13 protein-coding genes are annotated in these 12,269 nt (G+C 60.6%); 9 read left to right on the plus strand and 4 right to left on the minus strand.

What is annotated here, in order from left to right; genetic code table 11:
- Positions 1-287 precede the first annotated feature (287 nt).
- From NW853_RS11585 to NW853_RS11600, 4 genes are all read left to right on the plus strand, one after another.
- A complete protein-coding gene (locus tag NW853_RS11585; RefSeq protein ID WP_414332930.1) occupies positions 288-806 on the plus strand; it encodes a hypothetical protein in 519 nt (172 codons plus the stop codon).
- Positions 807-854: 48 nt separating this feature from the next.
- Positions 855-1,403, plus strand: a complete 549-nt coding sequence (locus NW853_RS11590) for a hypothetical protein (RefSeq protein WP_414349082.1) — start codon at positions 855-857, stop codon at positions 1,401-1,403.
- Entirely contained in the window at positions 1,403-2,950 is a 1,548-nt protein-coding gene (locus NW853_RS11595) for an Hsp70 family protein (protein ID WP_414349083.1), read from the plus strand. The genes NW853_RS11590 and NW853_RS11595 overlap by 1 nt, the downstream gene beginning before the upstream one ends.
- 214 nt (positions 2,951-3,164) lie before the next feature.
- Positions 3,165-4,541 (plus strand): 1-acyl-sn-glycerol-3-phosphate acyltransferase, encoded by a 1,377-nt coding sequence (locus NW853_RS11600; protein WP_414349084.1) that lies wholly within the window; start codon positions 3,165-3,167, stop codon positions 4,539-4,541.
- A 447-nt stretch (positions 4,542-4,988) separates the two neighbouring features.
- Here NW853_RS11600 and NW853_RS11605 read toward each other — a convergent pair whose 3' ends face one another.
- Positions 4,989-5,102 (minus strand): photosystem I reaction center subunit VIII, encoded by a 114-nt coding sequence (locus NW853_RS11605; RefSeq protein ID WP_011428960.1) that lies wholly within the window; start codon positions 5,100-5,102, stop codon positions 4,989-4,991.
- 38 nt (positions 5,103-5,140) lie between these two features.
- On the minus strand, positions 5,141-5,611 hold the full coding sequence (locus NW853_RS11610) for a photosystem I reaction center protein subunit XI (protein ID WP_414332937.1): 471 nt from the start codon (positions 5,609-5,611) through the stop codon (positions 5,141-5,143).
- A 503-nt stretch (positions 5,612-6,114) separates the two neighbouring features.
- Between NW853_RS11610 and NW853_RS11615 the strand changes: the two genes are divergently transcribed.
- Complete coding sequence (locus NW853_RS11615) at positions 6,115-6,840, plus strand: response regulator (protein WP_414332939.1); 726 nt, start codon at positions 6,115-6,117, stop codon at positions 6,838-6,840.
- Here the strand turns inward: NW853_RS11615 and NW853_RS11620 are convergent.
- Positions 6,837-8,180 (minus strand): CCA tRNA nucleotidyltransferase, encoded by a 1,344-nt coding sequence (locus NW853_RS11620; RefSeq protein WP_414332940.1) that lies wholly within the window; start codon positions 8,178-8,180, stop codon positions 6,837-6,839. The genes NW853_RS11615 and NW853_RS11620 overlap by 4 nt on opposite strands.
- A gap of 170 nt (positions 8,181-8,350) precedes the next feature.
- Between NW853_RS11620 and NW853_RS11625 the strand changes: the two genes are divergently transcribed.
- The 4 genes from NW853_RS11625 (at position 8,351) to NW853_RS11640 (ending at position 11,146) form a co-directional block, all read left to right on the plus strand.
- The gene (locus NW853_RS11625; protein ID WP_414332942.1) at positions 8,351-9,379 is read left to right on the plus strand and encodes a rod shape-determining protein; all 1,029 of its coding nucleotides are present in this window, start codon (positions 8,351-8,353) and stop codon (positions 9,377-9,379) included.
- Positions 9,380-9,473: 94 nt separating this feature from the next.
- A complete protein-coding gene (mreC, locus tag NW853_RS11630; protein ID WP_414349085.1) occupies positions 9,474-10,190 on the plus strand; it encodes a rod shape-determining protein MreC in 717 nt (238 codons plus the stop codon).
- Entirely contained in the window at positions 10,168-10,800 is a 633-nt protein-coding gene (gene mreD, locus NW853_RS11635) for a rod shape-determining protein MreD (protein WP_414332946.1), read from the plus strand. The genes mreC and mreD overlap by 23 nt, the downstream gene beginning before the upstream one ends.
- Positions 10,801-10,918: 118 nt before the next feature.
- On the plus strand, positions 10,919-11,146 hold the full coding sequence (locus tag NW853_RS11640) for an indolepyruvate ferredoxin oxidoreductase subunit alpha (RefSeq protein WP_414332947.1): 228 nt from the start codon (positions 10,919-10,921) through the stop codon (positions 11,144-11,146).
- Between the two features lie 44 nt (positions 11,147-11,190).
- Here NW853_RS11640 and NW853_RS11645 read toward each other — a convergent pair whose 3' ends face one another.
- The gene (locus tag NW853_RS11645) at positions 11,191-11,715 is read right to left on the minus strand and encodes a YIP1 family protein (protein ID WP_414332949.1); all 525 of its coding nucleotides are present in this window, start codon (positions 11,713-11,715) and stop codon (positions 11,191-11,193) included.
- Between the last annotated feature and the right edge of the window lie 554 nt (positions 11,716-12,269).

Here is a 12,269-nt window from a genome sequence, read left to right on the forward strand (position 1 = left end):
GAAGAAGGAGAAGTTTCTCTCCCTGGACTTTTTCTGGCCTCCACCTGGGCAGCAGTGGACAACTGCGCCGCTATCCAGCGAGCTAGAGAAAAAATTGAACTGCTGCGCTCCGGGCAAAACCTCGATAGCGACCGGCGGAGTTAATCGACATCAAATCAACAAGCTGGAAACCCTATCCTTCTCCCCTCTCCCTGTGGGAGAGGGGTTGGGGGTGAGGGATCCCTTTGCCAGCAGCAGTTTAGAAAAAAGGAGCCTAGAATGGCTGCAGATCCGAAAAACTCGAAACCATGAGATCTGCTGCTTGCTTAGCCTGTCTGCTTGCCGCTCTCTTTGTGGGAAAAGGGATCCCGGCTCTGGCCTCACCCGCTCTTTTGGTACTGGCCCAGTCAAGTTTTCAGCCCTACATCAATGCCCGCTTTGGCTATCGCCTCGACTATCCGGCCGATTTTGTCCCCCAAGGGGAATCCGATAGCGGCGACGGTCAGGTGTTTGTCGGCGAAGAGGGGGCTGAGCTCCGCGTTTGGGGTGGGTACAATATTTTTCAAGCAACGCCCGCCAGCGCCCTGCAAGAGGAGTTGCAGCGCAGCCGAGAAAGCGGACGCCGGGTTACCTATCAAGTTGCCGGTCGGGATTTTTTCGTGGTCTCCGGCTACGAGCCAGGCAGCTTGCGGATTTTCTATCTCAAAAAGCTTGTCCGCCCCTCTCTAGAGGCTGGCTTTGAATTGGTCTATCCGGCCAGCCGGCGCGAGCGCTACGACCGGGATGTGGAAGCCATAGCCCGCTCCCTGCGCTTTGGGGATCCCTGACCCAGGCCCCAGTTGGGGCATGATCATAGGGATCCCTGGCAAAACCCAATGGCCGAGAGACCGCTGGACAGTTGGCTGCGGGAACGCATGCAAGCCGTTGGCCTTTCCTCATGGCAGGCCTTGCAAGCTCAAGCAGGGATCAGCCGCCGCGCCCTCGATCAGGTGCGCCAAGGGCGGTGGGGATCCCTGCGCCTGGAGCAACTGCAAAAGTTGGCTGCCGCTCTCCGGTGGGATGTGGGATCCCTGCTTGGCGGCGGAAGGGGCTCTGACAATGCAGAGGCAATCTTCTCCCTGCTGCAGCCGCTGCTGACCAGCTACCCCACCGTCCGCGAGATTGCCCGGCGCAAGCCCGATTGGCCGGCCCAGAACGTGACGGCTCTGTTCCGGTCGCTGGATGCCCTGCTGCAGCAGTGGGGGTATGAAGTCATCGGCAGCCCTCTTGAATCCGTCCCCTTCGACCCGCAACTACACCAGCCGGATCAGCCGGACATTCGGCCTGGGGATCCTGTCTATATCCGCTTTGTCGGCTACCGCTGCGGCCAACGCATTCTTTGCCCGGCCAAAGTTAGTCGCTCCCTGCCCGGAGGATTGAGCTGATGGCACCCGTCCCCAAAGCGACGCTGGCTATTGATTTTGGCACCAGCAACACCGTGGTGGCGGTTTGGGATCTTGGACAAGAAGCGCCCCGCCTGCTCAGCCTTCCCGGCCTCTCCCGCCCCAGTTACGCGGCTATTCCCAGCCTGGTCTACGTCAAGGGAAAAGGCCAGCTCTTGGTGGGAGAAACCGTGCGCGCCGGGCGCTGGGGGGCAGTGGATCCGCAGCGCTTGTTTCAGGGCTTCAAGCGGGATCTGGTGGCGGAGTTTGTGCCCCCGCCGCGAGTTCTGGATGGGGAGCGCTACGATGCCGAGAGGGTGGCCCAGGCTTTTTTGCAGGCGGTGATGGAAGCCATCCAACAAGAGTACCCGCAGCCGCAACAGGTGGTGTTTACAGCTCCCGTCGGCTCTTTTGAGCGCTACTTAAACTGGCTGCGGAGGGTGGCCGGGGATCCCATTCAGATTGTGGACGAGGCCACTGCCGCTGCCCTGGGCTATGCGGTTGGCCAGACGGGATCCATCGTGTTGGTGGTGGATTTCGGTGGCGGCACCTTGGATCTCAGCCTGGTGCGCACCCTTCCCCCCCAGCCGGGCAACCCCGTCCTCAAGGCAGAGGTAATCGCCAAGGCAGATGCCTACGTGGGCGGATTGGACATCGACATCTGGATTGCCGAATACCTGCTGGGGCAACTGGGGCTGAGCCGGCAGCAGCTGGGAGCCCTGAGCTGGATTACCCTTCTGGAGCAGGCAGAACAGCTCAAGATCGCCCTTTCTGCCCAGCCCAAGGCGGTGGGCAGTTGGTTTGACGACGAAGCCCTAACTGCCTATGAGCTGCAGTTGGATCGGCAGGTGCTGGAGGAGATTCTAGAAACCCACCAGCTCTTGGATCAAATCCGCCAGTGCCTAGACGATGTGCTTCTCACTGCCCAGGCCAGGGGAGTGGGCAAAGGCCAAATTGAGCAGGTGCTCCTGGTGGGAGGCAGCTCCCAACTGCCGGCAGTCCAAGAGCTGCTCCGCTCCTACTTTGGCAAAAAGAAAGTCCGCTGCGAACGCCCCTTCGACGCTGTGGCCTTGGGCGCCCTGCAGGTGGGCCGCCAAGTTAAGCTGGAGGATCGCCTGCACCACAGCTACGCCATCCGCCTCTGGGATCCCTTGCAAAAAAGCTATATCTACTACCCTCTGTTTGAGCGGGGCAGCCCCTACCCCTGCCGACGCTCCGAGCCCTTGATCTTGCAGGTGGCCAACGACGGGCAAACCGAAATTCGCCTCGATGTGGGAGAAGTGGCTCAGGTGGCCCAAGCCGAGGTGGTTTACGACGAGCTGGGGCGCATGAGCAGCCGCCAACTCACTCGACAAACCGATTTTCGATCCCTGGCCCCTGGCGCCGAGCCGGCTTGTCTGGCCCGCCTGCAACCCCCAGGCCGGGCAGGAGAAGATCGCCTCAAGGTGGAATTTGCCGTCGATGCCTCGCGGCGGCTGCTGGCCACTATCTTCGACTTGCAAACCCAGCAACTTTTGGTAGAAGCCCAGCCCGTAGCCACCCTGAGTTAGAGAGAGAAAGGCACTCAGCCTCTTGTCGCACCGAAACCCAAACAGCGCTATCTGGCCATCCTCCCCTCTCCCTCAGGGAGAGGGGCCGGGGGTGAGGGATGCCTCAGGGAGAGGGGCCGGGGGTGAGGGTAAATTTGAAACGACCATAACCCGATCGATTGGATGGGGATTTGATTGGGCCTAGCTTGAGCAATTCAGTATTTGAGAAAAAGCCTTGTTTTCGCCACCACCTCCCTCTTTTGCCCGTCCCCCCCTAGACTTTATCCCGCCGGCCTACAAGCCCTGGGTGCTGCGGCTTGTCCACGGGATCCTGCCGCTGCTGTTGCGGCTGAGGGTGCGGCCCTGGCTTCCTTCCGGCATTGCCAAAATCGAGGCTAGGGGCGTGCAGACCCTGGCGCAGCTCTACCACCAGTTTCAGGCGGGCCAGATCCGGCTGATCCTCGCTTTCCGCCATGTGGAGGTGGATGATCCCCTGGTGGGCCTCTACGTGCTCTCTCGCCTGGTGCCGCAGGCTGCCCGTCGCCAAGGGATCCCCCTCCGCAAACCCATTCACGCCCATTTTCTCTACGACCGGGGCATGCCTCTTTGGGGTGGCGAGTGGCTAGGGTGGCTTCTGTCTCGCCTGGGCGGGATCCCTGTGCATCGGGGACGGCGGGTGGATCGGCTGGCGCTGGCGGCGGCGCGGCGCCTACTGCTGGACGGCCCATTTCCTTTTGGGATCGCCCCGGAAGGGGCCACCAATGGCCACAGCGAGCGGGTCAATCCTCTGGAGCCGGGAACGGCGCAACTGGCCTTTTGGTGCGCCGAAGACCTGGCCAAAGCCGGTCGTTCGGAAAAGGTGGTTGTGGTGCCCATCGGGATCCAATATCGCTACCTAAAGCCCTCTTGGAAAAAGCTGGAGCGCCTGCTAAGCCACCTCGAGCGCCTCAGTGGCCTGACGCCGCCGGCGGATCCCAAGCCTTCCGCAAACCGCCACTGTGCTCAGCGGATCTGTGGCCTGGCCCACCACCTGCTGGCCCAGATGGAAACGTTTTACGGCCTTCCCCCTCTTCCTTCTGGGGTGCCTTTCAACGCCCGCCTGGAGCGGCTGCTCCACACGGCGCTGCAGACGGCCGAGACCTACTTTGGCCTATCTCCCCAAGGGGACTGGAACAGCCGTTGCCGCCGCATCGAAGAAGCCGCCTGGACCCAGATCTACCGAGAAGAATTGCGGCATCCCGGATCCCTGGCCCCGCTGCAGCGGGGGTTGCTCAACTGGAAAGCCCAGCAGGCCACCCTCTACCTGCAGCACATGCGCCTGGTGGAAAGCTGCGTAGCCGTGCAGGAAGAGTACTTGCTGAGTAAGCCTTCTTTTGAGCGGCTGGCAGAAAGTGCCCTGATCCTGTTTGATGTCTTGGCCCGCCTGCGCGGCGATCCCTACCCGGCCCGGCCTCGCCTGGGTTGGCGAGAAGTTCAAGTTACGGTGGGGGATCCCATCTGGGTGAGCCAGCGATGGGAACGCCAGTACCGCCAAGGCCGCCAGGAAGCCAGACAGGCAGTAGCCGAGCTAACTCAAGATTTGCAACTTGCTCTCGAGCGCATGATCTCTTGAAGCAGCAATATGCCTGGCTGGCACAGTTGCCTGTGGTAGGGATGCGGAGCCCTTTCTCCCGCTCCCCTCTCCCAGAGGGAGAGGGGCTGGGGGTGAGGGCGGATCCCCCTGGGAGAGCCGACTTTAGTCGGAGGAGTGTCAAGACCATCTATAAGCAATGGCTAGGCCAGTTGCTCCTTTGACGTAGTCAATGTCTTCGCGGAACTTTTTGAGCTCCTGCTTTTAGATTGCATAGGCAGCATCAAGGGCGGTGGTAGGGGAGCCGAGACGCTTTGGAAGTTCCCCTTTCCCAAAAGCAAGAAGACTCAACCTCGGTCGGGTGCTGCCCCAGCTTTTGGGAAGACAGCAGGGGGGATAGAAACAGCCGTTGCGCCAAGGTCTGCCCAAAAAGCAAGGGATCCCTAGAGAAGGGATCCCTCTTCTAAGACCAATTGAGACTAGAACAAATTAGTCGCGCTCAATGTACAAAAAGAGCACGGCCATGGTTACTGCCGGCAGCAGCCAACCGACAATGGGGACGAAAATCCAAGGAAGATAAGCAGCAGCGTAAGAACCGGTCATGGTTTTGCTCCTCTCCAGTGTCTTGACAAGCTTGACAACTAATTCACCAACCCTCGAAAGATGGCGTCGATCCCGGCAAAGTTCTCCAACAGGAAGTAGGCAGCAAAGACGCCACCCATGCCTCCCAAGAAAAATCCTGCCGTCAGATCCCCCCAGCCACGCGCCGTAGATAGAGGATTGGCTCCCGGCGTTTCCGGCTTGTTTCCAAAGGTAACACTGCCATACGCAGACATGCAGGCGGTTCCCAGCAACACAATCACCATGGCCGTGACCAGCCCACCCAAATTGGCCGCCTCAGGATAGTCGCGCAGCGGGCCCACCACGATTTCCGGCCCCACCAAGAAATAGCCATGCGCCAACCCAATCTCCAGCCCCCGCAACAGCGGCGATAGGCCAGGACGGTTGATGGGGAGATTGTTGATAAACAGACGGGTGACAGGAGAATCGCTAATAGGCGTCGAAAGATGCCCCTCGCAGGGATCGTCGTTAAAGGTGCGAATGTAATCCATGTCCGAAGGTCCTGCCTGGAATTTTGCGACTCATTCTACGAGGCTTAAGTTACGCTCTCGGCAACCCATACTCGGATCGTTAAAAAAGTTCACGCTCGCTTAACACAGAGATAGCTCCTCAGTTTGAGACTTTTCCCCGGCGCTCCACGCTGCTTCCGGGCTCTGACCCACCAGCAAACGCGAACCCCCCTGCGCAACTTACGGGGGGAGAAAACAAAGGCTTAGACTCACCGGCTGGTGGTGAAGAACGAACGGCTTCACCTTGACCTTAAATTATCCTGAATTGCGGGGCTTTGGAACTCTTGTAGCCCCCTTCGTCGTCTCATGAGTCTGGGCAAGCGTTCTGCCCCCGTTCTCTTCCCAGCCTTTCACCCCATTGGCTGGCCTAGAAGTTTGATATCCTATCGGGGGGCTGCTGTTGAAGGTAGCGGCACTTGCCCTTCTTCCCCTGTGAGGCCGTTCGCGCAGGCGCGACGGAGTTCTGTATGCAAGCAACCCTCTCCATGACCGGTTCACTCCCTCAAACTAGGGAAGCCTCTCCCCTTCTGGAGACCCTGTTGGTGGTGGATGACGAGGATGCCATTCGGGAGACAGTTGCCCTGGCTTTGGAAGAACAGGGGTATCAAGTTTTACAGGCCGCCGATGGCCGGCAAGCGCTGGAGTTGGTGTATACGGCGGAGCGGCTGGATTTGATGATCCTGGATCTGATGTTGCCCAGCTTGAACGGCCTGGATCTCTGCCGGCTGTTGCGCAGGGAGGGCAACACGCTTCCCATTTTGATGCTGACGGCCAAAAGCAGCGAGACCGACCGGGTGGTGGGCCTGGAGCTTGGCGCCGACGACTACCTGACCAAGCCCTTCGGCATGCGGGAGCTGATCGCCCGCTGTCGCTCGGTGTTGCGCCGGCAGCAGCAGTCCCACCCCAGCGATGCCACGGTGCTCCGCTACGGGGATGTGTGCATGTTTACTCAGGAGTGTCGCGTGTTGGTGCGGGGTGTTGAGGTCAGTTTCTCCCCCAAGGAGTTTCGTCTGTTGGAGCTGTTTATGTCCAACCCCCGCCGCGTCTGGACGCGGGAGCAGCTTCTGGAGCGCATCTGGGGATCCGACTTTATGGGCGACAGCAAAACCGTGGATGTGCACATCCGCTGGCTGCGGGAAAAGTTGGAGCTGGATCCCAGCAACCCCGAGTATTTGGTAACGGTGCGCGGTTTCGGCTATCGCTTCGGCTAGTGTTCTGGGGTGTTTTGAGAGCCTCTCCCACGCCACTGGCGGGCAAAGGAGAGTGCCTCGGCACGGGTTTGGATCTGCCCCCAAGCCTGCGCCTCTTGCAGGGCTTGCAACAACTGACCTACCCAGGGGCCGGGTTTGGCCCCCAAGCTGTCCACCAGATCCTGGCCATCCAGCAGGGGCACCAGATGGGCCAAGGGATCCTGGGGATCTTCGTAGCGCTGAAGCCAAGACTCCAGCTTTTGGGGGTCGCCGCCCGTGGCTGCTGCCAACAGCGCCAGGCCGCCGAACAGGGATCCCGCCTGGTGATAGAGCCGCCACTGTTGCGCAGGGGTGGGGGAGTCGGCCAGAAGAGACTGGAGCTGAGGCAAGAGGTGGTGCAGCTTTTGGATGGCCCGCATTTCTGCGCGGCTGAAGCGCAGCCGTTCCAGCTCGGTTTCCACCACTGCTGCCGGGGTTCCCGCCGGATCCCACAGCAAGGCCGCCAGCACCGCCGCCAGCAGCCTGCTGCTCCCTTCGCGTGAGCGGTGCGGGGCACCTTCCGTCAAAGGTTGGGCCAGCTCTGCCAGGGTGCGGGGATACTGCCGTTGCCAGGTCTCGGCCCACCACCACACCGCTTGAGCTTGAAGGAAGCCCGGACTCTCCGCTTGCAAGCGGGGCAGCCAAGCCTGCAGCAACCCCGCCGCCACCGCCGCCTGCAGGTGGGCCAGCCCCGCCATCCCTGTTGCCAGCAGGGCCACCACCTCTGCTCGCACCCGTTCTGCCGCTACCTGGGCCAAAAGGGGGGCCCGCTCTCGGATCGCCTCCTCGGTGGCCGGATCCAGCGCAAACCCCAGTTGGGCCGCCTGGCGGTAGGCCCGCAGCAGCCGCACCGGGTCGGCGCTCAGGTTGTCGGGGTGTACCATGCGCATCCGGCCCTGGCGAATATCGGCTCGTCCGCCGGTGGGATCCAGCAGTTGCTCCCTTTGCAGATCCAAGGCCAGGGCATTACAGGTGAAATCCCGCTGCTCCAGATCCGCCTCTGGGGTGGGACCTGCCTGCAGCCCCACATCCACAGTTAACTTTGCCAACACCATACGGGCAATCTGCCGCTCGGCATCCAACACCACAAAGCCCGCCCGCAGCCGCCGCGCCACCCCCGCCGCCCACCCCACGGGATCCGCAGCGCACATCAGATCCAAATCCGCCGGCGCTTCCGCATCCTCGGCCCTGCCCCGCAGCCAAGCCAGGTAAGCATCCCGCAGGGATCCCCCTACCCAATAGCTCTCCGGCGGCAGCCACTTCTCAGGAAAAGGCAGCCATTTCCGGAAACAAGCCAGCAGCCATGGCAGGGCTTCGCTCATACGTTCTCGTTCGCGTCGGCGGTGTGAAGCACTTTATAGCTTAAACGGCAGGAAGCGCGGCCCCCCGCCCCTTAGAAGAGTGGGTGTCAGGGAGATTCTCCTACGGAACTGAACTATAGTAGGTACCAGAGCTTGCTGGTTCTTCCCAATAAAGACTGGAGCAACTGACCGTGGGGCTATTCAGCCGATTTTCCCGTGACATGGGCATTGATTTGGGCACTGCCAACACGCTGGTCTACGTGGCTGGGCGAGGCATTGTCCTACAAGAGCCCTCTGTGGTCGCCATCGACCAAAACACCAAGCAACCCCTGGCCGTGGGGGAAGATGCCAAAAAAATGTTGGGCCGTACTCCGGGCAACATTGTGGCGGTGCGCCCTCTGCGAGATGGGGTGATCGCCGACTTTGACACGGCGGAGATGATGCTCAAACACTTCATCCATCGCGTGCACGAGGGCCGCTACCTGATTGCTCCGCGCATTGTGATCGGGATCCCCAGCGGCGTAACCGGTGTGGAGCGACGGGCGGTAATGGAAGCGGCCCTGCAAGCCGGCTCGCGGGAGGTGTATTTGGTGGACGAGCCGGTGGCAGCAGCGATCGGGGCCGGCCTGCCGGTGCAAGAGCCCACCGGGAACATGATCATCGACATCGGCGGCGGCACCACCGAGGTGGCTGTCCTGAGTTTACAGGGGATCGTGCTGAGCGAGTCGGTGCGAGTGGCGGGAGATGAGCTGAGCGAAGCCATCATCCAGTACATGAAAAAAGTTCACAACCTCACCATTGGGGAGCGCACCGCTGAAGAGATCAAGATTCAGATCGGCTCTGCCTACCCGATTCAAGAGGAGCTGAGCATGGAAGTGCGCGGGTTACACCTGCTCTCCGGCCTGCCCCGGACCGTCACGGTGAAAAGCACCGAGATTCGCGAGAGCATGGCCGAGCCCCTCTCGGTGATCGTGGAAGCCATTAAGCGCACCCTGGAGCGCACGCCGCCGGAGTTGGCCGCCGACATCATCGACCGCGGCATCATGTTGGCCGGAGGGGGAGCGTTGCTCAAGGGCCTGGATGCTCTGATCAGCCATGAAACCGGCATCCTAGTTCACATCGCCCCCGATCCCCTCAGTTGTGTGGTGCTGGGTACTGGGCGGGTTTTGGAGGATTTTAAAACCTTGGGTCGAGTGTTGAGCGGCAGCTTCAAGGGCTAGAGGAGTTTTTCCCATCCCTGATTTGAGGTGTGAGTCGAGTGGGTCAGAGAGGTATCGCTTGAATCGGCTACGCCAATGGTGGAGGCGCCATGGTTTGGGGCTGCTCCTGTCTGCTCTAGCGATGGGGGCTGCATTAGGACTGCGCCAAACCCAAGGATCCCTGTTGGTGGAGTTGTACACTTGGATCACTGCCCCGGCCCGTCCGCCTGTGGATCCCGCCGCGGTGCTCAGCCAGGCTGCCACCCGTGAGCTGCAAGCCCTGGTAGCCGAGTTGCAGTACCAAAATCGCGAGCTGAAGCGGCTGCTGCAATTTACCGAGCAAATGCCCCAAGCGGGGATCCCGGCAGCCGTGGTGGGCCGCAGCGCCGATCACTGGTGGCAACAGCTCACCCTCAACCGTGGCAGCCGGCACGGAGTCAGGGTGGGAGATGTGGTCATGGCGCCGGGCGGGTTGATCGGGCGAGTCGAGTCGGTTACTCCCAATACCAGCCGGGTGCTCCTGATCAGCGATCCCACCAGCCGTGTCGGGGTGATGTTGAGTCGCAGCCGATACATGGGCATCTTGCGAGGTACGGGCACCCAAAGCGCTGTTTTGGACTTTTTCGACAAGGCTCCCAAAGTCGAGGTGGGGGATGTGGTGGTGACCGCGGGCCTCAGCAGCTTGTATCCAGCCGGGGTTGTGGTAGGAACGGTTCGAGCGGTCAACTTGGACGCCAGCCCTGCTCCTCAAGCCACTGTCGAACTGTCGGCGCCGCTGGGCCTCTTGCAATGGGCCTTGATCTACCGCTATGCGCAACCTTCTGCTTCTTAAGCTTGGGTCTTGCCTCAATTGGGTGGTGACTGCCCTCTCAGGGGTGCTGGCAGCGGTGGCCCCTTGGTGGCGAGGGCCGGGCTTGGAGCTGGCGGGCCTAACCCCCGATTGGCCCTTGATCTGGGTGGTGTGCTGGAGCGTGCGGCGCAAGGCTTGGCAGGGGGCTGTTGCCGGGATCACGCTGGGTTTTCTGCAAGATGCGCTGACCAGCCCTTGTCCTACCCATGCGCTGGGGCTGGCCGTAGTCGGGATCCTCACCGCCAAGTTGCAAAAACAACGCTACATGCAGGAAGACTTCATTTCGGTGGCCTTGATCGTCTTCGGTATGGTGGTGATCGCCGAAACCCTGATGGCGCTGCAATGGATGTGGCTCGTGGCCTCGCAGGGATCCGAGAATCTGGATCCAGCAGGAATGCAAACTTGGCTGGATGGATTGCAGTCTCTCAGCAGCACCGGCGGCGATGGCCCGCGTTCTCTGGAGAGCATCTGGTGGAACCATCAACGCAATGCCCTCACATCTGCCATTTTAAGTAGCCTGTGGGCACCTGCCCTCTATTGGCCCCTCAGCCGTTGGTGGCAATTTCAAGAGCGAGACCTAAGAGAGAGCTAGCTTCAGCTCCGACCCCCGTTTTCGCCTAAAATGACAAAGCCATCTGCGGCCCGCCGGCAATCTTGAGCCAACTGGCCGCATTGAGATTGGATGGATTCAAATTCAGTGGGAGGGATCCATGCCCCATACCATCGTCACCGACGTTTGCGAAGGCATTGCCGACTGTGTGGAGGCCTGCCCCGTCGCCTGCATTCACCCTGGCGACAGCAAAAATGCCAAAGGCACCGACTACTTCTGGATCGACTTTGCCGCCTGCATCGACTGTGGCATTTGCTTGCAGGTTTGCCCGGTAGAAGGCGCGATTTTGCCGGAGGAAAAGCCGCATCTGCAGCGAGTGCCCCGCTAGGCTGGTGGGCTGCTTCATTCTGCTTGCTAAGCTTTGATGGCCCTCTAGCCCAGAGAAGCCAAGGCCACAATGCCGCTGGTCAGCCAGCTCAGGGCCAGGATCCCTCCTAGGAAAGCCAAGGGGATCAGGCCCACCAGGCGCCACCACTCCAGATCCAGCGCCACCGCCGCCGCCCGCACCTGCCAAACCACAAACCACAGCAGTGCTGCAAAGCCCAGCAGGGATCCCGCCACGCCGCCCAAGGATTGGGCAGGCCCCAGTAGCAGCCACGGCAAACCGGCAAACCCCGTCAAGCACAGCAGCGCCGCAAAGGAAGGGGCGGCCCGCCCCAAGCAAAAGGCCAGCAACTGCAACAAAGCCGCCAAACCCACCCAGCCCAGGGATCCCATCAGTACCGCCAGTACCATGCTCGGCAGGCTTGCTCCGGAGCGGCGAATGACCTCCAGGATGTTAAGCAGCCCCACCACCCCAAAGGCTTGCCAGAGAACAGGCCGTTCCCGTAACGCCCGAAACGTGCGCTCCGGCAGAAACCAGGCGCCGTAGATGTTGTCTAACCAGGAATTGAGCATGGCCGGCAAAAAGTCAAGCTGCCTTTCATCTTAAGCCCTTGCTGAGCACTTGACAGGCACACCCCAAAAATGCGGTATGATCGACGAAGAATTCTGCGGCGTTGGTGACTGCCGTTATGTTTTTGCGATCGATACCCTTCGACAATTAGGATGGGAAGTGGATGTGAGAGCAGTAGGCCAAACTTGATTTGGAAACTATCGACAATCATCCCCGATATCCTACACTGGATTTTCCAGGTCGAAAACCACGGTAAAACGGCGCAACAGTATTCTCAAGAAGATCCTCGAAAGGGGATCTTTTTGCTGCTTGAAGGTTGCAGTTAAGTTTGTAGAGCCATTTCAAATGGCAATGAAACGTTTCTCTACGTCGTTATTGCTAGGCAAGGCTGTCCTATCCCTAACTCCCCTCTCCCTCTGGGAGAGGGGCTGGGGGTGAGGGAGCCATGCAAATGACCATCCAACTGGGGTTGTCTTTCGGGACGGGATCCCCTAAGAGGCTTGTTGTTAGTTTTGCACAGGCGGGACGCGGCGCAAGTTCAACAGCACCCTTGCGC

Origin of the sequence: Synechococcus sp. H55.11, assembly GCF_047462475.1 — a bacterium.
GTDB lineage: Bacteria > Cyanobacteriota > Cyanobacteriia > Thermostichales > Thermostichaceae > Thermostichus.

Bases quoted from the DNA above. Each gene is read 5' to 3' on its own strand.
- NW853_RS11585 (WP_414332930.1), top strand. From the start codon at position 288: ATGAGATCTGCTGCTTGCTTAGCCTGTCTGCTTGCCGCTCTCTTTGTG.
- NW853_RS11590 (WP_414349082.1), top strand. From the start codon at position 855: ATGGCCGAGAGACCGCTGGACAGTTGGCTGCGGGAACGCATGCAAGCC.
- NW853_RS11595 (WP_414349083.1), top strand. From the start codon at position 1,403: ATGGCACCCGTCCCCAAAGCGACGCTGGCTATTGATTTTGGCACCAGC.
- NW853_RS11605 (WP_011428960.1), bottom strand. From the start codon at position 5,102: ATGACCGGTTCTTACGCTGCTGCTTATCTTCCTTGGATTTTCGTCCCC.
- NW853_RS11610 (WP_414332937.1), bottom strand. From the start codon at position 5,611: ATGGATTACATTCGCACCTTTAACGACGATCCCTGCGAGGGGCATCTT.
- NW853_RS11615 (WP_414332939.1), top strand. From the start codon at position 6,115: ATGACCGGTTCACTCCCTCAAACTAGGGAAGCCTCTCCCCTTCTGGAG.
- NW853_RS11620 (WP_414332940.1), bottom strand. From the start codon at position 8,180: ATGAGCGAAGCCCTGCCATGGCTGCTGGCTTGTTTCCGGAAATGGCTG.
- mreD (WP_414332946.1), top strand. From the start codon at position 10,168: ATGCGCAACCTTCTGCTTCTTAAGCTTGGGTCTTGCCTCAATTGGGTG.
- NW853_RS11640 (WP_414332947.1), top strand. From the start codon at position 10,919: ATGCCCCATACCATCGTCACCGACGTTTGCGAAGGCATTGCCGACTGT.
- NW853_RS11645 (WP_414332949.1), bottom strand. From the start codon at position 11,715: ATGCTCAATTCCTGGTTAGACAACATCTACGGCGCCTGGTTTCTGCCG.